General features: G+C 41.7%; 17 protein-coding genes. All 17 read left to right on the top strand.

Features of this window, described 5'->3' with window-relative positions; all coding sequences use genetic code 11:
- The first annotated feature begins 75 nt into the window (after positions 1 to 75).
- Positions 76 to 1,698 (top strand): flagellar hook-associated protein FlgK, encoded by a 1,623-nt coding sequence (gene flgK / locus D5281_RS08055; protein WP_160559656.1) that lies wholly within the window; start codon positions 76 to 78, stop codon positions 1,696 to 1,698.
- 17 nt (positions 1,699 to 1,715) lie between these two features.
- Positions 1,716 to 3,542: a flagellar hook-associated protein FlgK gene (flgK, locus tag D5281_RS08050; protein WP_160559655.1), complete on the top strand. Its 1,827-nt coding sequence runs from the start codon at positions 1,716 to 1,718 to the stop codon at positions 3,540 to 3,542.
- 81 nt (positions 3,543 to 3,623) lie between these two features.
- Positions 3,624 to 5,486, top strand: coding sequence for a flagellin N-terminal helical domain-containing protein (locus D5281_RS08045; protein WP_160559654.1), 1,863 nt, complete (start codon positions 3,624 to 3,626; stop codon positions 5,484 to 5,486).
- 71 nt (positions 5,487 to 5,557) lie between these two features.
- On the top strand, positions 5,558 to 6,013 hold the full coding sequence (gene fliW / locus D5281_RS08040; RefSeq protein WP_160559653.1) for a flagellar assembly protein FliW: 456 nt from the start codon (positions 5,558 to 5,560) through the stop codon (positions 6,011 to 6,013).
- Complete coding sequence (gene csrA / locus D5281_RS08035; protein ID WP_160559652.1) at positions 6,014 to 6,232, top strand: carbon storage regulator CsrA; 219 nt, start codon at positions 6,014 to 6,016, stop codon at positions 6,230 to 6,232. It abuts the gene before it with no gap.
- A gap of 181 nt (positions 6,233 to 6,413) precedes the next feature.
- The gene (locus tag D5281_RS08030) at positions 6,414 to 6,869 is read left to right on the top strand and encodes a flagellar protein FlaG (protein ID WP_160559651.1); all 456 of its coding nucleotides are present in this window, start codon (positions 6,414 to 6,416) and stop codon (positions 6,867 to 6,869) included.
- 12 nt (positions 6,870 to 6,881) lie between these two features.
- Positions 6,882 to 8,387 (top strand): flagellar filament capping protein FliD, encoded by a 1,506-nt coding sequence (gene fliD / locus D5281_RS08025; protein WP_160559650.1) that lies wholly within the window; start codon positions 6,882 to 6,884, stop codon positions 8,385 to 8,387.
- A 4-nt stretch (positions 8,388 to 8,391) separates the two neighbouring features.
- On the top strand, positions 8,392 to 8,778 hold the full coding sequence (gene fliS / locus D5281_RS08020; RefSeq protein ID WP_160559649.1) for a flagellar export chaperone FliS: 387 nt from the start codon (positions 8,392 to 8,394) through the stop codon (positions 8,776 to 8,778).
- Between the two features lie 71 nt (positions 8,779 to 8,849).
- Complete coding sequence (gene flgN, locus D5281_RS08015; protein ID WP_160559648.1) at positions 8,850 to 9,326, top strand: flagellar export chaperone FlgN; 477 nt, start codon at positions 8,850 to 8,852, stop codon at positions 9,324 to 9,326.
- 416 nt (positions 9,327 to 9,742) lie between these two features.
- Complete coding sequence (locus D5281_RS08010) at positions 9,743 to 10,555, top strand: flagellin N-terminal helical domain-containing protein (RefSeq protein WP_160559647.1); 813 nt, start codon at positions 9,743 to 9,745, stop codon at positions 10,553 to 10,555.
- A gap of 146 nt (positions 10,556 to 10,701) precedes the next feature.
- A complete protein-coding gene (locus D5281_RS08005; protein ID WP_160559646.1) occupies positions 10,702 to 11,706 on the top strand; it encodes a LicD family protein in 1,005 nt (334 codons plus the stop codon).
- Positions 11,706 to 12,659 (top strand): LicD family protein, encoded by a 954-nt coding sequence (locus D5281_RS08000; RefSeq protein ID WP_160559645.1) that lies wholly within the window; start codon positions 11,706 to 11,708, stop codon positions 12,657 to 12,659. The genes D5281_RS08005 and D5281_RS08000 overlap by 1 nt, the downstream gene beginning before the upstream one ends.
- 25 nt (positions 12,660 to 12,684) lie before the next feature.
- Entirely contained in the window at positions 12,685 to 13,641 is a 957-nt protein-coding gene (locus tag D5281_RS07995) for a LicD family protein (RefSeq protein ID WP_160559644.1), read from the top strand.
- Positions 13,641 to 14,666, top strand: coding sequence for a LicD family protein (locus tag D5281_RS07990; RefSeq protein ID WP_160559643.1), 1,026 nt, complete (start codon positions 13,641 to 13,643; stop codon positions 14,664 to 14,666). The genes D5281_RS07995 and D5281_RS07990 overlap by 1 nt, the downstream gene beginning before the upstream one ends.
- Positions 14,667 to 14,798: 132 nt before the next feature.
- Positions 14,799 to 15,485, top strand: coding sequence for a ribulose-phosphate 3-epimerase (locus D5281_RS07985; RefSeq protein ID WP_160559642.1), 687 nt, complete (start codon positions 14,799 to 14,801; stop codon positions 15,483 to 15,485).
- A gap of 68 nt (positions 15,486 to 15,553) precedes the next feature.
- Positions 15,554 to 16,738 (top strand): glycosyltransferase family protein, encoded by a 1,185-nt coding sequence (locus D5281_RS07980; RefSeq protein WP_160559641.1) that lies wholly within the window; start codon positions 15,554 to 15,556, stop codon positions 16,736 to 16,738.
- Positions 16,735 to 17,430, top strand: coding sequence for an IspD/TarI family cytidylyltransferase (locus tag D5281_RS07975; RefSeq protein ID WP_160559640.1), 696 nt, complete (start codon positions 16,735 to 16,737; stop codon positions 17,428 to 17,430). The genes D5281_RS07980 and D5281_RS07975 overlap by 4 nt, the downstream gene beginning before the upstream one ends.
- Positions 17,431 to 17,444: the final 14 nt, after the last annotated feature.

Genomic DNA, 17,444 nt, shown 5'->3' with positions numbered 1-17,444 from the left:
CATGAATGAAGCGATGCAATGAAACAAATTTGCGCTAATCTCCTAAGGATGGAGATAGCATCAGGAGGAAATAATATGTCTTTAATGGGAGGCTTATATGTGGGCTTAAGCGGCTTGCAGATGGGACAGAATGCACTTAATACTACCGCGCACAATATGGCAAATGTCGATACGACTGGGTATACCCGGCAGCAGGTGCAGCAGGGTACCCGGATCTATAATACTATTTCTACTAGCGCGTCTGCTGTTGCTTATCAGCAGATCGGTCTGGGTGTCAATTATTCTCAAGTAAAACAAGTCAGAGATGTTTTCCTGGATAGAGCATATAGAAGAGAATCGGGAAGAAGCGGATTTTACGATACCTTTGCGGCGGCTGTTGAGGAAGTGGAAGATATTTTTCAGGAGCTTCAGGGGGCGTCTTTTGCCAAAACCATTGAAAATTTATGGGATTCCGTTGAGGAATTGGCAAAGGATCCGGCAAACTCTGTAAACCAGAGTGTTTTCGTACAGCGCTGTAATGAATTTTTAACGCGCTCCCAGGCGGTATATCAAGGACTTAGCGAGTATCAGGACAATTTAAATAACAAAATTATACGGCAAGTAGATACCATAAACGCTTATGGCAAGCGGATAGCGGAACTGAATTTGGAAATTCAGAAGATTGAATCCGGCCAGGTTGAAAAAGCAAACGATTTAAGGGATGAAAGAAACCAGTTGATAGATGAGCTGTCAACCATGGCATATATAGACTGTAAGACAGACGCCTCCGGAAATATTTTGATTCAACTGGAAGGAAAAGATTTTGTCAGATCAGAATCGGCCAATGAGATTGGACTTGATTATGATGAGAACGGTTTTGCAACGCCTTATTGGACACAGCTTGCTAAGACGAAGATGGTAAATGGCGTGAAGACTGTAACCTCTATTGAAGGGGCGGAAGTATTTAACATGAACAGGGTCATTTCCAGCAGCGCCAACACGGATATCGGTTCGCTAAAAGCCATGATGTATGCAAGAGGAGACCACCGGGCAACCTTCCGGGATATGGACAATGCCGGCACTTATAACAGAAGCATTTCCCAGTCTGTGATCATGAATGTGCAGGCGGAATTTGATAATCTTGTACATCTGATTACCACAGGCATTAATGATATTTTTAAAACGGCAGCTGAGAATGCCAGCAAAGATAATCCGGACAGCGATTATATGAGGGATCCCGATACGAAAGAACCCTACACCATATTTAATGTAAGATCTGAGGTATATGGCACAGACAAGGATTTTACAACACAAAATATTATTATAAACGGAGTGATCAAGCAGGCTCCTACATTACTTGGCTTTAAGAAAGATGATGGGAAGGTTGATCAGGAAACGGCCGATGCCCTTAAAGATCTTTTTATGAATGAGGAATACAATGTAAATCCCAATATAAAAACGAAAACCAATTTTATCCATTACTATGACGATATGGTTTCGCTGGTTGCCAATGATGGTTATGTTCTGCGGGGAATCAGTGAAAACCAACAGATAACGGTGGACAAAGTGGCCGCAGCCAGAGAACAGATTTTGGGAGTCAGCTCAGATGAGGAAATGAGCAATATGGTCATGTTCCAAAATGCATACAATGCAGCCAGCCGTTACATCAATACGGTTAGTGAAATGTTAGAGCACCTTATTAGCGCTTTAGGCAGATAGGAAAGGAAGTGGAATAGATGCCATCACAATTTTTAGGATTATATATCGCAGGCTCAGGACTTAGGGCATCCAATGCATCATTAAACACAACGGCTAATAACATTGCCAATGCACAGACGGTTGGTTACAGCAGACAGCAGGCTACGACCCAGGCAAGCGAGGCTCTGCGTGTTCACACTACATATGGGTGTGTGGGCACCGGCGTAAATACGATTGCAATTGAGCGTATTAGAGATAGCTTTTATGATGTGAAATATTGGGAGAATAACTGTAAATATGGAGAATATTCTGTTAAGCAGTATTATATGCAGATGATAGAGGATTATTTTGACGATGATAATACCAGCGGGTTCAGAAGCATTTTTAACAAATTCAGCGCCAGCCTGCAGTCTATCACTACAAATGCAAGCAGTGACGAATCCAAAGCCCAGTTTATAGCATCCGCCAAGGCTTTAACAGACTATTTCAATAACATGTACGGCAACCTGCAGGAGTTACAAAAGGATATTAATCTGGAAATCAAGCAGTGTGTGGATGAAATTAATGCTCTTGCTGAAAAGATTGCCAACTTAAACAGGCAGATTAATATGATAGAGTTGTCCGGTCCAAAGGCCAATGAACTCAGAGATCAAAGGGAATTGCTGGTGGACCAATTGTCAGAACTAGTGGATGTTGAAGTGCGTGAGACACCCCTCTATGATGCCAGCAAAGGCGAAACAGGGGCAAACAGATATATGGTTTGTATTGCAGGAGGACAGCCGCTTGTTGATGGTGTCAGCTTTAAAAACTTAAAATATGAAGCGAGAGATGAAAATGAAAAGGTTAACCAGACAGATGCGGATGGCCTATATGATATAAAGTGGGAAAATGGAAATGCTTTCAGGCTTACCAATTCAGCTATGGAAGGGAGGCTGAAAGGGCTTGTGGAGTTGCGGGATGGTAATAACAGCAGTAATTTCACAGGGACAATACCAACCGGAGGTATTAACGGAGGCGCAGGCAGCGGAAATCCGCTTACCGTGGATGTTGTGGTGAGCGCTGATTATCTGAAAAAAATGCAGGAATGCATGCTTTCCGACACAGGCGGTGTGATTCATATTGGTAATACTGCCTGCTATTACAGCAAATGGGAGTTCGACCCTGATACAAACACTTATACATTTACAATAGATGAAGATAAATCTCCTAAGATTGGTAAGGAGAAAGAGGGCAAAGAAGCAAAAACAGAAGTTCCGATTAAGTATCAGGGCATTCCATATTATATGGAGCAGATGAACGCATGGATACGCGGCTTTGCCGACAAGGTAAATGAAATATTTACCAAAGGATATGACGTAAACGGCAACCAGGGAGATATTCTCTTTACGGGAAGCATTGAGACCGGCGGAACCTATACGCAGGACGACTTTAGTGGAATAAAAGGATATTATGAGCTGACAGCAGGGAACTTTACCATCAATCCGGCTTTGATTTTAGATTCATCCCTTTTAGGAACAAGGAGCAGCAAAGAGGTTGGTGTGGAAGAATGCGGACAGATTGAAGAAGTGATAGCCCTTTTGGCCAGCAAAGAAAAATTTAATTTCCGTAATGGAACTGCCGGGCAGATGCTGGAAAGAATCTTGTCAGACGTGGCATTAAATGCCAGCGATGCAAATACATTCTGCGACACATATGCAGCGCTCAGAAACAGCATTGATAACCAGAGAAGCTCTATTTCCAGTGTGGATGAAGACGAAGAAGCTGTGAATTTGGTTAAGTTCCAAAATGCATATACCCTGGCATCCAAGATGGTTCAAACATTAACAGAGATTTATGATCAGCTGATTCTGCGCACAGGCGTTTAATGTGAAAAACATTCAGTAACGCTAAGACGTCAAAAATGACAATGAAAAATTGTATGACATAATAAAAAGGAGACGACAGGCATGAGAATGACAAATAAAATTATGCAGAATAACTCTCTGTATAATATTAATAATAATAAGCTACTAGAGGATAAATTGAGCACAATGATGTCAACCCATAAAAAGATCACAAGACCTTCCGATGATCCGGTTATTGCCATTCGTGCACTGCGCCTTCGCACCAGTGTGGCGGAGCTGACCCAATATTATGAGAAAAATGCGCCGGATGCGGAGAGCTGGCTTGAGGTCACCGAAGGAGCCCTTAAGACGGTTACAGACGTTCTCACTGAAATGAGCAAGCAGGCCAATAAAGCAGCAAATAAGGATCTTGAGCCTTCCGAACTGGAGATTATAATCGGACAGCTGAAAGCCCTTCGGGATGAGGTTTATTCCACAGGAAATACGGATTATGCGGGAAGATATATCTTCACTGGCTACAGAACGGATACGACTTTGAGTTTTGAAGATGATGTAAATGACCAGCCGAAAGGATACCCAAGGTATGAGATTACGGAACAGGTCAAAATAGAAGATTTTGATACGATTAATTATACGGACAGAGATGTTCTGAATGGAATTACAAAAGATAATTATAAGGATTCTGCGTATAACGGGGCCATAGAACAGGGAATCCTTAATGATGAAAACAGCAATATTCACAGGCTGCGTCTTTCCTATGACGGAATTTCCGCTGACGGTGTAATGGAAAAATCAAAAATAACGCTGCCGGCTGGTACACAGATTAAGCATGGAGACGGGAAGGTTGAAACATTAAGTGCGAATACGGATGTTACGCTCATTGCAGGCACTAAGGCGGAGCTAAATAATGGAACACTTACACTGTCAGAGGGCACATCTATCACATTGGATGACGGCAGTACTGTGACGCTGGAAGCGGCTGCAAACGTGACAATGCCTGCGGGAGCGGAAATAGTAAATGCCAACGGAGAACCTGAGATAGCAACCAATACGACAACTGGAACGGTGACTCTCACAGGTTTTACCCAGACCCAGCAATTTATGGGAGAAACGGTTAATACGGTAAGTGTAACGAATGATCCGGATCCTTATAAGCAAATATATGAGGCAAATAAAAAAGGTGATAACTTAGTGATAATGATACCGGAGACCGGGGAAATTCTTTTCAGCAACGAAGCGTACAAAGAAATAGAAAAGAAGGCACAGACCCAGCCGGAAATGGCTATAACCTATAGAAAAGACAGCTGGGAGAAGGGAGATTTGCGCCCGGAACATTATTTCGCCTGCACCGGAACAACAAAAAGTAAGGACGGCACTGATAAGACAATCAATTATAATCAGGAATATTTAAGGGGCGAAGGCAAAAAGCAAGTGATAGAATATGATGTGGGTTACAATCAGAAAATACAGATAAACACCACGGCGGATGAAGTGTTTGGCCATGCCATCGACAGAGATATTGATGATTTGGAAAATGCACTTGAAGAATTAAAAGAAATAGAAGCTATAAGAAATGAATTGGACGGCGTTTTAAAAGGCTTAGATGAAGAAAAGGATGCCGACTATGAGGTGGCGTTAAAGAGATACGAAGCGGCGGATAAAGCATATAGCTATATACGTGAAAATATACACAATATGTTTGGAAAAACTATAACCAAAATGCAGGAACACCTGGATGACACCAATGTGGCGTTAACGGACAATGGAACCAGAAACCAGCGGCTGGACTTAATCAGCAACCGGCTTATGGATCAGCGCACCACTTTCAAAACCCTTCAGTCAGAAAATGAAGATATAGACATTGCCGAGGTTGTTGTCAAGCTTACCAGTGCGGAACTCACTTATAATTCGGCGCTTATGGCAACAGGCAAGATCATGCAGACATCCCTTATGAATTACATCTAAGCGTGTGGCGCGCAGAAGGAGTATTAACGCAGTACCGCAAGCATAGCTTGCGATATGCAGGAGGTATCAATATGAGAATCGAAACGAAGGTTTTTGGGAAAATTGAAATAGCAGAAGACAAAATCATAAGCTTTCCTTCCGGGATTATCGGGTTTCCGGAACTGACAGAATTTATCTTGGTTCATGATGCGGATAAAGGGATTGGGGCTATCCATTGGCTGCAGTCCATTCAAGAACCGGCGTTTGCAATGCCGATGATGGATCCGCTCATTGTGGAACCGGCGTATAACCCGGCGGTGGAGGATGAGTTGCTCAAACCCTTAGGAGAGCTGAAACCGGAGGAAATGCTGGTGATGGTCACCGTGACAATCCCCAATGATCTTAAGAAAATGACAGTAAATCTGAAAGGCCCCATTATCATCAATGCGGCAAACCGGACAGCCTGTCAGGTGATTGTGGATGGAGAGGAATATCAGGTAAAATTCCCGATTTATGACAGATTGAATGCAAAGAAAGCAGGTGAATAAATGTTAGCTTTATCCAGAAAGAAAAATGAAGCCCTTATTATTAATAATAATATTGAAGTTTCCATACTGGAGATCAAAGGGGAGCAGGTAAAGCTGGGCATCAGCGCACCGAAGGAGGTTCCTATTTACCGTAAAGAAGTATATTTGCAGATACAGGAGGCAAATCAGGAATCGGTCAGCATGGATGGGCTTGAAGCTTTAAAAAATCTATTGGGATGAATAACAGAGCGTGATTAAAAACGGGGAATTTCCCCGTTTTTCTGTTAATTTTAAGTTTTTTGCTTTCGAGAGTTAATTTTTTTGTTCACAATCCGATATATACTTAGAAGACAGAAGAATTCTATAGTTTTGCGTTATTTTAGTACCATATTAAAATTCATATCACATGGAGGTGATTACAATGGCAATTGAACCATTAGGCAGTGCTATGACTTATCAGGCACAGACAACACAGCAGGCGAAACAACAGGCAAAGCCTGCACAAAAAGTGGTAGAGAACATGGATGTTGCTACACAGGAGCAGAATAATATATATGATTCCACTACTGTGCGTGTAGCTGAAACGGAGAAAAGCAATGCTCATGAGAACGATCAGAACGGCGAAGGGAACAACGCTGGTAAAGAACGGCAGCAGAGCAGCTCGGAGCAGCTTAAAAAAGCCGTTGAACAGCTAAACAAAAATATGTCCAGCTCGGAGGCAGTATTTGGAATTCATGAAGGAACCAATCGTCTGACAATTAAAATCATAGACAAAGACAGCAAAGAAGTGTTAAAAGAACTTCCGCCTGAAAAGATTCTGGACATGATAGCAAAGGCATGGGAACTTGCAGGCGTTATGGTAGATGAAAAAGGATAGGAGGAATTAAAAATGGCAATACGTATGACCGGCATGATGTCCGGGCTTGACACAGAGAGCATTATCCAGGAGATGGTTGCAGCAAAACGGACGAAAGTAGATAAGGAAAAAAAGGCACAGACGAAGCTGGAGTGGAAACAGGACGCATGGAAAGAATTGAATACCAAGCTTAAAAATTTCCAGCAGAAATATTTATCCAATATGCGTTTTTCCGATGCTTACACGAAGAAAACCACTAAGGTTTCAAACAGCAATGCAGTCAGTGTTATTACAGGTGCCAATGCGGTAAACGGCGTACAGAATCTGGAAGTTGTGCAGCTTGCAAGGAATGCCTATTTGACAGGAGAATCTATTAAAGACAGCAATGGAGAGAGCATGAACCTAACAGCTCTGTCTAAGCTCAGTGATATTGACAGTTCCATAACCGCAGGCGGAAAACTCAAATTTACGGCGAATGGAGAGACCAAGGAAATTGCCGTGGATGAGAATACAACAATTTCTGATGTTCTCAATAAATTAAAAGAGGCAGGTTTGAATGCCAGCTTTGATGAAAAATGGCAGAGACTCACCATTAGCTCCAAGGAATCCGGGGAGAAAAACGGTTTTACAGTAGAAGCGGAGGGCAGCAGCGGACTTGCTGCGCTTAAGGCGCTTGGCTTAGGTACCACCAATAAAATTGATGTTAAAGGCCAGGATGCTATCATTAAGTTAAACGGATCGGAATATCAAAACAGTAAGAACAGCTTTGAAATTAATGGATTGACAATTACGGCGCTGGCTGCAAATCCGGGAGAGGAAATAACCATTACCACGGAGCAGGATACGGACGGCATTTATGATATGGTCAAAAATTTCCTGAAGGAATATAATGAGCTGATCATTGAAATGTCAAAGCTGTATAATGCTGATTCCACCAAAGGATATGAACCGCTGACAGAGGATGAAAAAGCATCCATGACGGATAGCGAAATAGAAAAATGGGAGTCCAAAATCAAGGATTCTATTTTGCGCCGTGATGAAAATCTGTCTGATGTTACCTCCGGACTTGCGGGAATTATGTCTGCAGGTGTAACTGTAAATGGTAAGACAATGCATTTGTTTGATTTTGGTATTGATGTGCTGAGCTATTTTGAAGCATCAGAAAACGAAAGATATGCTTACCATATTGACGGGGATCCAGATGACGGATATACTATGAATAATGATGATAAGCTGAAATCCATGATTGCAAACGATCCGGAAACAGTTATTTCTTTCTTTACGGGACTGTCCAAAAATCTGTATGCAAAGATGACAGACATGTCCAAGTCAGTAAATGGATATCGTTCTTTTGGCAGTTTCTATGACGATAAAAAGATGAAATCTGATTATGACGATTATACGACTAAGATCAGAGAATTGGAAACGAAACTAAATGCTTATGAGGATAAGTGGTATAAGAAATTCAGTAAGATGGAAACTGCGCTTGCGAAACTACAGTCGAATGCCAGTGCGGTGACAGGTTTATTAGGAGGCTGATGATATGGCGTTGCCCAATGCTTTTGCACAATATAATAATAATAAGGTGATGACCGCTTCGCCGGCGGAGTTGACCTTAATGCTTTATGACGGAGCTATCAAATTTTGCAATATTGCAATTGATGCTGTCGAGAATAAAAATGCTCCCAAAGCGCATGCCAATATTGTTAAGGTTGAAAATATTGTAGCATACCTCAGGAATACCCTGAATATGGATTACCCGGTAGCCAAGGAATATGACAAAATGTATGATTATATCCAAAGGCGGTTAGTTGAGGCTAATTTGAAGAAGAATGTGGAAATGCTGAAGGAAGTAAACGGTCATTTGCACACGATTCGTGATACCTGGAAAGAAGTAATGCGTATTAATCGCGCAAAAGGGAATCTGTAAGCTTTAAAGTCCTTTCTGGGGTTTTGTGGTACGGTATTTTAGATAGCCGGTATAAGTAAAGAGGTATTATTATGATTGAAAACTACTTGGGAATATTAGAAAGCAGCCTTGAAAAAAAAATAATAGTGCTTAATGAAATTGAGAACTATAATAATGAGCAGGAACAGCTTTTAAAACAGGAAAAGGTGTCTATGGAGGAAGTAGATACGAATATGGAAAAAAAAGACGGACTGATTCAAAAGCTGACTGAGTTAGACGAAGGCTTTGAAACTTTGTATGAGAGAATCAGAGAACAGCTTCTTACAAACAAAGATGCTTATAAAGAGCAGATTAAGCGGATTCAGGGATTGATTTCGCAGGTGACGGACAAAAGCGTATCCATTCAGGCTCAGGAAAGCCGGAATAAGAAGTTGATTGAGGATTATTTCATAAAAGAAAGAAATCAAATCCGTCAGGGAAGGAAGGCATCGAAGTCTGTTTACAGTTATTACAAGAGCATGAGCAATGTGGATGATACATCACTTTCTATTTTAGACCAAAAGAAATAAAAAATGGCTGGTTTGGACTTTGAAGTCCGAACCAGCTTTTAAATTTTTTTATAAAAAATTTTATTCGGATATAAAGTATTTCAATTTTCGCCCGATATAAAATACAGTAATGAAACGATGTGTATGAATTAACTATGAATAGCAAGATATTTAGAAATAGTGCATTACACAGCGTTTTCGGAAATAATTTGTTTCTTTTATAAAAAAATGAAAAAAGGTATTAAGTATCTGAAAAAGTATCCGATATATAATACGAGTAAAACGAAGTGATATATGAAGTATAGAGCTTCGGGAGACAAAGAGTTTCCAGTTTTACATCAGTAATGAATCTTGGAAGCACGTACGACTTGCAGGAATCATTACACAAAACAAATTGGCCGCATGGAAGCGGCGTTAAATTCAAGGAGGAATATATTATGGTAGTACAACACAATCTTACAGCAATGAATTCTAACAGAATGTTAGGACTGACAACTAAGACACAGGCTAAGTCAACAGAGAAGTTATCTTCTGGTTACAAAGTAAACCGTGCAGCAGATGATGCAGCTGGTTTGGCAATGTCCGAGAAGATGAGACGTCAGGTAAGAGGTCTTACACAGGCTTCTTTGAATGCACAGGATGGTATCTCCATGGTGCAGACAGCAGAAGGTGCTTTGAACGAAGTACATGATATGTTACAGCGTCTGAATGAGTTGGCAGTTAAGGGTGCTAACGGTACTCTTCAGTCAGAAGACCGTTCCTACATTGATCTGGAAGTACAGCAGCTCATGAGTGAAATTAACCGTGTAGCTTCTACCACAACATTTAATGAGAGAAATCTCTTGAATGGTAGCTGCTCTAAGGGTATCAAACTTCAGGTAGGTGCTGAAGCATCACAGTTTATCACACTGAGCATCACAGCAATGAGCTGTAAGTCTCTTAGCCTTAGCGGTAACGCTAAAACTCAGAGTGCATCTGGCGCACTGAATAAGAGCGTAAAGAAAGCTATTAAGAACCTGAATAAGCAGAGAGCTAAATTGGGTGCTGTTCAGAACAGACTTGAGCACACAATTAACAACTTGGATAACGTTGTTGAGAATACCACAAGCGCTGAGTCCTCTATCCGTGATACAGATATGGCTACAGAAATGGTTAAGTACTCCAACAACCAGATCCTTGCTCAGGCAGGTCAGGCAATGTTGGCACAGGCTAACCAGACCAATCAGGGTGTATTGTCTCTTCTGGGTTAATCATTGCAAATTAATTAAAACTACCATAGGAGCTGACGAAAGTCAGCTCCTAATTTTTTAAGGAGATACTGTGAAAAATAAATTTTTCACAGACAAATTTGTGCTGGCGCCCAAATTTGCAGGCGTTGGCAGCATGGAGGGTTATTATGTTAGATTTTCCACAGGAATTTTTTTTAGAGGAGACGAGAGAAGGATTTACGATTGACACTACCATGAAAACATTTTGGGCGGCTGAGATGGAGGTACTGCGTGAAATTGCAGAGATATGTGAGCGTCATGGCCTACAGTGGTATGCGGCGTATGGAACATTACTGGGGGCTATTCGCCATGAAGGCTATGTTCCATGGGACGATGATGTTGATATTTGGATGAAACGGGAAGATTATAATAAATTTATGGAGATAGCGCCGAAAGAACTTCCTGCCGGTTATATTGTGGAGAGTCCATTAACCGATAGAGGGTATAAGGAATTTCACTCCTGTGTTTTCAACTCAAATTCTATTAGTGTGAATGAAGAACGGCTTCGGAATTTCCATGGCTGCCCATTCCTGGTAGGAGTGGATATTTTTCCACTGGACTATCTGCCGGATAATGAGGAAGACAGAGAAGGACAGAAGGCTATTTTTTTCGTTCTTGGTTTAACAGCATCACTGTTAAAGCAGGAAGAAAGAGATGAGGAAGAAGAAGCAGATCTTCAGGAAGCTTTGGATACCATAGAGGAGGTATGTGGGGTAGATCTTGACAGGGAAAACAAGAAGGGATTGGAGCTGGCTTCGGCCATTTATAAAGTGGCGAACCAGCTATGCCAAAGCTTTCACGAGGAAGACGGCGATCATCTTGTGATGTATATGGATTATGCCAACTGGCCTCACAAAATATATAAAAAAGAGTGGTTTGATGAAGTGATACAACAGCCCTTTGAAGGTTTTCTGATACCTGTACCGGCAGGTTACGATGAGATTTTAAAACGGATTTATGGGGATTACAGTATACGCATAAATTCCGGAGCAATGCATGAATATCCTCTCTACAATAAGCAGCTTAAGCATATGCGGGATGTTATAGGGGATTTAGAAGAAAAATATGCAAGGCTTGAGGAGTTGATTGCAGAGGCCAAAAGAAAACGCATGGAAGAACTAAAGGAGCAGTGATGTTAGATTTTCCAAAGGAATTTTTTGAATCACAGGAAATAGAAGGATTTCTGGTGGATGCTACCATGAAAACAGTATGGGCAGCGGAACTGGAAGTTCTTCGGGAGATTGCGGAGGTGTGTGAGCGCCACGGTTTGCAATGGTATGCAGCTTACGGAACACTGCTTGGGGCAATCCGTCACGAGGGCTTTGTCCCTTGGGATGACGATATGGATATCTGGATGAAACGGGATGACTATATGCGGTTCCTGGAGGTGGCGCCGAAAGAGCTGCCTGAGGGCTATCTTGTTCACAGCCCACTGACTGAGCTGGGATACCTTCAATTTCATTCCTGTGTGTTAAATGCCCGTTCAGTCAGTATAGAACCAAAAAGGTTACAGAATTTTCATGGTTGTCCCTTTGTAGTGGGGGTGGATATTTTTCCGCTGGATTATCTTCCTGAGGATAAAAAAGAGCAGGAGAAAGAACGGGAATTGTTTGATGTAATAAGCACCACTGCCACTATGGTAAATAAAGAAGAAAGAACACCTGAAAATTTTGTCAGATTAAAAAAAGCGCTTGCAATGCTGGAAAATGAGTGCGCTATATCATTTGAATCCGACCTTCTCAAACCGGAAAAAAAAGATGCGCTTGTTTCAAAGCTATATTGGCTGGGGAATCAAGTGGTTATGCGGTTCGGGCAGAAAGCAAGTGATGTTCTTGTGATGTATATGGATTATATCAACTGGAATCATAAGATTTATCAAAGAGAATGGTTTGAAAATGTGCAATATGCGGCTTTTGAGGGATTTGGAGTGCCGGTGCCTGCAGAATATGATTCCGTTTTAAAAACAATTTATGGCGATTATCATCAGATGATTAGAAATACAACCATGCATGGATATCCTATGTATCAGAAACAGTTAGAGCAGATGCGTGAGATGATTCGCAAATTAGAGGAAAATATTGTATGAAAAATTTTAGAAAAATGGTAGAAAAATGCTAAGCTTTGAAGAAAATTTTTTTCAGGCGGAATTAAGAGAAGGCTTTCAGGTAGATACCACCATGAAGACGGTGTGGGCGGCGGAACTGGAAGTTTTAAGTGAAATTGCAAAAGTGTGTGAGAGGCATGGGCTGACCTGGTATATGGCCTTTGGCTCTCTGCTTGGCGTAATCAGGCACCAAGGGTTTATTCCGTGGGATGATGACATGGATATCTGGCTCAAACGGGAGGACTATATGCAGCTTCTCACGTATCTTCCGGAAGAACTTCCAAAGGGGTATATGGTAAGAAGTCCGCTTCTGGAAAGCTGGTATCCTGAATATCATTCCAGTGTTGTCAACAGTGATTCTATCAGCATTGAACCGGAGCATTTGAAACAATTTCACGGTTGTCCGTTTATGGTAGGAATTGATGTATTCCCATTGGATTTTTTGGAAGAAGGCGAGGAGGATTCCTTGCGGATTCATTTATTTCAAGTGGCAAGACAGGCGGCTTTAATGGTAAAAAATGGCGAGCACAATGAGAAATTGCATGAGATGCTGAATATTCTGGAAAAACAGTGCAACGTGACGATTGACAGGAGCGGTATGTGTGCAGTTCTTTCTGATGATGCACGGAATGAGCTGACTGCAGGGCTTTGGGGATTAGCCAATGAAATTGTTATGTGGGGCAGTGGGAAAAAGACAAACAAGCTATCCATGTATTTGGATTATCTGAAGTTTGGAAAATGCTATGAGGCGGAATGGTTTGAGCGTATGGAATGGATGCCCTTTGAGGGATTTATGGTGCCCGTACCAGGGGAATATGATAAGATACTGCGTGTCATTTACGGTGATTATTCGGTATGTGTCAGAAATACTACGCTGCACGATTATCCATTTTATAATAAACAGTTGGAACAGTTGCGAAAACATGTGGCAGAGGTAGAAGCAGCAAGAAAGAGGGAAGGTTAATGCTACAATTTCCGGTAGATTATTTTCAGGATGAAGTAAGAGAAGGTTTTTTGGTAGATGCCACCATGAAGACAGTGTGGGCCGCGGAATTAGAGGTACTGAATGAAATAGCGGTTATTTGCGCCAGACATGGACTTGAATGGTTTGTTGCGTATGGCACACTGCTGGGAGTCGTGCGGCATCAGGGATTTATTCCCTGGGATGATGACATAGATATCTGGATGAAGCGTGAGGATTACCGGAAAATTTTGGAGCTGCTGCCGAAAGAATTGCCGGAAGGATATGTGGTCAGGGCGCCTTATGCAAGGGAAGGATATCCGGAATACCAGGTGTATGTTAACAACAGCGATTCTATCAGCATCGAACCGGAGCATTTGCTCAAATTTCACGGCTGTCCTTTTTATGTGGGAATTGATATCTTCCCATTGGATATGATTCCTGACAATAAAAAAATGGCTGATATGCAGAGAAGCGTTTTTGCAAGCGCACTTATGCTGCAACAGCTGGAATTCCAGGCAAAAACGGCCGGTGCGGTGTATCAGGAGAATGGACAGGCAGATATAGAAAAGGCAATGTCGCAAATTGGTAAACTGCTTGAAATATTAAAGGAGCAATATGGGATTATGATTGGGCGGAATCTGCTGCATAAAAAGCATAGAACAGCACTGCTTGAAGAATTGTGGCGGGCCGCCGAGAAACTTTCGTATGGTCAAGTAACAGACAATCACGGAATAGAGAGAATAGAGAATATGGGTGGCAGTCACCAGATTGCGATGTATTTGGATTATCTAAAATTTGGAAAACTATACGAAGCAGCTTGGTTTGAGAAAACAGAATATCTTCCCTTTGAGGGATTTGACGTTCCGGTTCCCGGGAATTATAATGAAGTATTAAAGGCTATATATGGAGATTACAGGAAACCTGTGCGCAGTGAAGGAATGCATGATTATCCTTGTTATAAAAGACAGCTTGAGGAGCTTAGAAGGAAAGTGGCAGAAACTGAAAATGTAAAAAATGATACTTAAATACTGCTGCTGGTTAAAAGATAAATCTAAAATAAGAAAAAGAAATTTGTGCTGGAACGCTTTATACAACAAAAGGTTTACGCTTTTCGTTGTCAAGAGCCAGCACACCTAGAAGGGAGCATGATCATAAAAATGAATTTTGAACTGAATGCATCTATGATGTGTGTAAATTACGGAAATTTGGAGAAGGAGGTCCTGGAATTGAGTTCAGGCGGAATTGATTCTTTCCATATTGATATTATGGACGGACGATATGTGCCTAACTTTGCCATGTCCTTAAACGATATGGCCTATATAGCATCTGCCACTTCAAAGCCAATGGACGTGCATCTGATGATAGAGCATCCAAATAACAATATTCATTTGTTTATAAATAAGCTGCGCAAAGGAGATACCGTATACATTCATCCGGAGGCCGAATATCACCCATCCACTACGCTGCAGAAGATAATAAATGCAAATCTGATTCCAGGTATCGCGATTAATCCCGGAACCAGCGTGGAAACCGTAATTGAAATGCTGCGTATAGTGGATAAGGTTCTGGTAATGACGGTAAATCCAGGAAATGCCGGACAGATGTATATGCCTTATGTGGGGGAAAAAATTGAAAAATTATTGCGGCTGAAGGATAAAATGCATTTTAAGTTATACTGGGATGGAGCCTGCAGCAAAGAGAAAATCATAGAATTTGCTCCAAAAGGTATGGACGGCTTTGTGCTTGGCACCACATTATTGTTTGGCAAGAAAAAACCTTACGGAGAAATCTTACAGGATATCAGAGAATTAAAATTTGAGGATGATTCTAAAGAAAATGCCTGAAAATGTCTTAAAATCGGGCATTTTTCATCCGAATTTGAGTTGATGCAAGCAACAACATGGAGGTTAAAATGAAAATAGGCATGCTTACATGGGATTGCTTTGGCAAGGAGGATATGTCAGAGGCGTTTAAAAGATTAGGGCACGATGTGGTAGAGTGTCCTTTTTTAGACAATGCAGAACCTGAGGATAAGGGTGCTGTAGAAGGATTGGAGAGGCAGATTAGGGAGAGTGATCCTGATCTTTTATTTTCATTTAATTATTTTCCAATTGTGGCGATGGTATGCAAAAATTTGGGAATACCGTATATGTCCTGGGTCTATGACAGTCCTCATGTTAGAATGTATCATTATACCATAGCCTATCCTACTAATTATGTGTTTGTTTTTGACAGCGCTGTTTACGAGGAATTTCACAAAGGCGGTGTTCCTACGGTCCATTATCTGCCTATGGCTGCAAATACGGATCGCTTAAGGGAAATGAATCATTTCAGAGAATTTGGGAAAACCCCATGGAAACCACAGCACGAGGTTGCGTTTGTGGGCGCATTGTACCGGGAAAAACATCAGTTTTATCGAAGATTAACGGGTATAACCGATTATACCCGGGGGTATTTGGAGGGATTGATAGGAGCACAGAAGCTGGTGTATGGGTATAATTTTGTACAGGAGGCATTACCTGATAAAATTATAAAGGACATGCAAAAGTCGCTGCCTATGCAGGTAAGGGCCGGAGAAGTGGAAAGTATTGAGTATTTGTTTGCGCAGTACGTGATCAATCGGCAAATTACGGCATTGGAGAGGTTTGAACTGCTGGCTGCGGCTGCAGAGAAGTATGGTCTGGACTTGTATACGCCTGATCAAACCGTGCAGATTCCGGGATGCAGCAATCATGGTTCCCTGGATGCCTATGCATGGGCGCCGTATGTTTATAAAATGTCTTCTGTCAACTTAAACATCACTTTAAGGAGCATTTTAAAAGGTATACCGCTACGGGCTTTTGAAATTATGGGGGCAGGAGGATTCTTGCTGACCAATTATCAGGAAGATTTCCTTTCTTATTTTACACCGGATGAAGATTTTGTGTATTTTGAGAGCAGGGAAGATATGCTTTCTAAAATTGCATACTATTTAAAAAATGACGATGAGAGAAAGCAAATTGCCCGGAATGGATTTGAAAAAATTGCCTCCAGGCATACTTATGTACATAGAGCGGAGGAAATGCTTAGTTATTGGAAACATGGAGAAGTTAGATGAATATTGCATTGATATTAGCCGGAGGATGCGGCAGTAGATTCGGGGGAGAGATTCCCAAACAGTATATAAAAGTGGCAGGAAAGCCGGTGATTGCATATTGCCTTAAAACCTTTGGAGAGCATGAAGAAATTGATGGAATCCAGATTGTGGCGGACGAGGAATGGCGCCCTTTTATACAGGAATGCGCAACTGTGGAAGGCTGTGGAAAACTGCGGGGCTTTTCCATGCCTGGGAAAAACAGACAGTTGTCTATTTGGAACGGGTTGAAAGACATACTACAATATGGCTGCGAGGAAGATGTGGTGATTGTACATGATGCGGCAAGACCGCTGGTGTCCGCAAGGATTATTTCGGATTGTATGAAAACCTGTAAAGAACACGATGGGGCGTTGACAACAATTCCTGTAAAGGACACGGTTTATTATGGGAGAGATGGTAAGATAGAGTCCCTGCTGGAAAGAGAGAGGTTAATGGCAGGACAGGCACCGGAGGCCTTTCGGGCAGGACCATATTACCGCGCTAACGAAATGCTTTTGCCGGATAAGATTTTACAGATAAACGGTTCCACTGAACCGGCTGTCCTTGCAGGGCTTAATATAGGATGTGTGGCCGGGGAAGAACGGAATTTCAAGGTCACAACCAGAGAAGATTTAGAGCGTTTAGAGCAGATTTTGCAGGCTAGGGAGCAATAGAAAGGTGCAGTGAA

Origin of the sequence: Parablautia muri (assembly GCF_009917485.1) — a bacterium.
Lineage (GTDB): Bacteria > Bacillota > Clostridia > Lachnospirales > Lachnospiraceae > Suilimivivens > Suilimivivens muri.
The sequence above is the reverse complement of the archived record's forward strand: the minus strand, read 5'-3'. Positions and strand labels throughout refer to the sequence as shown.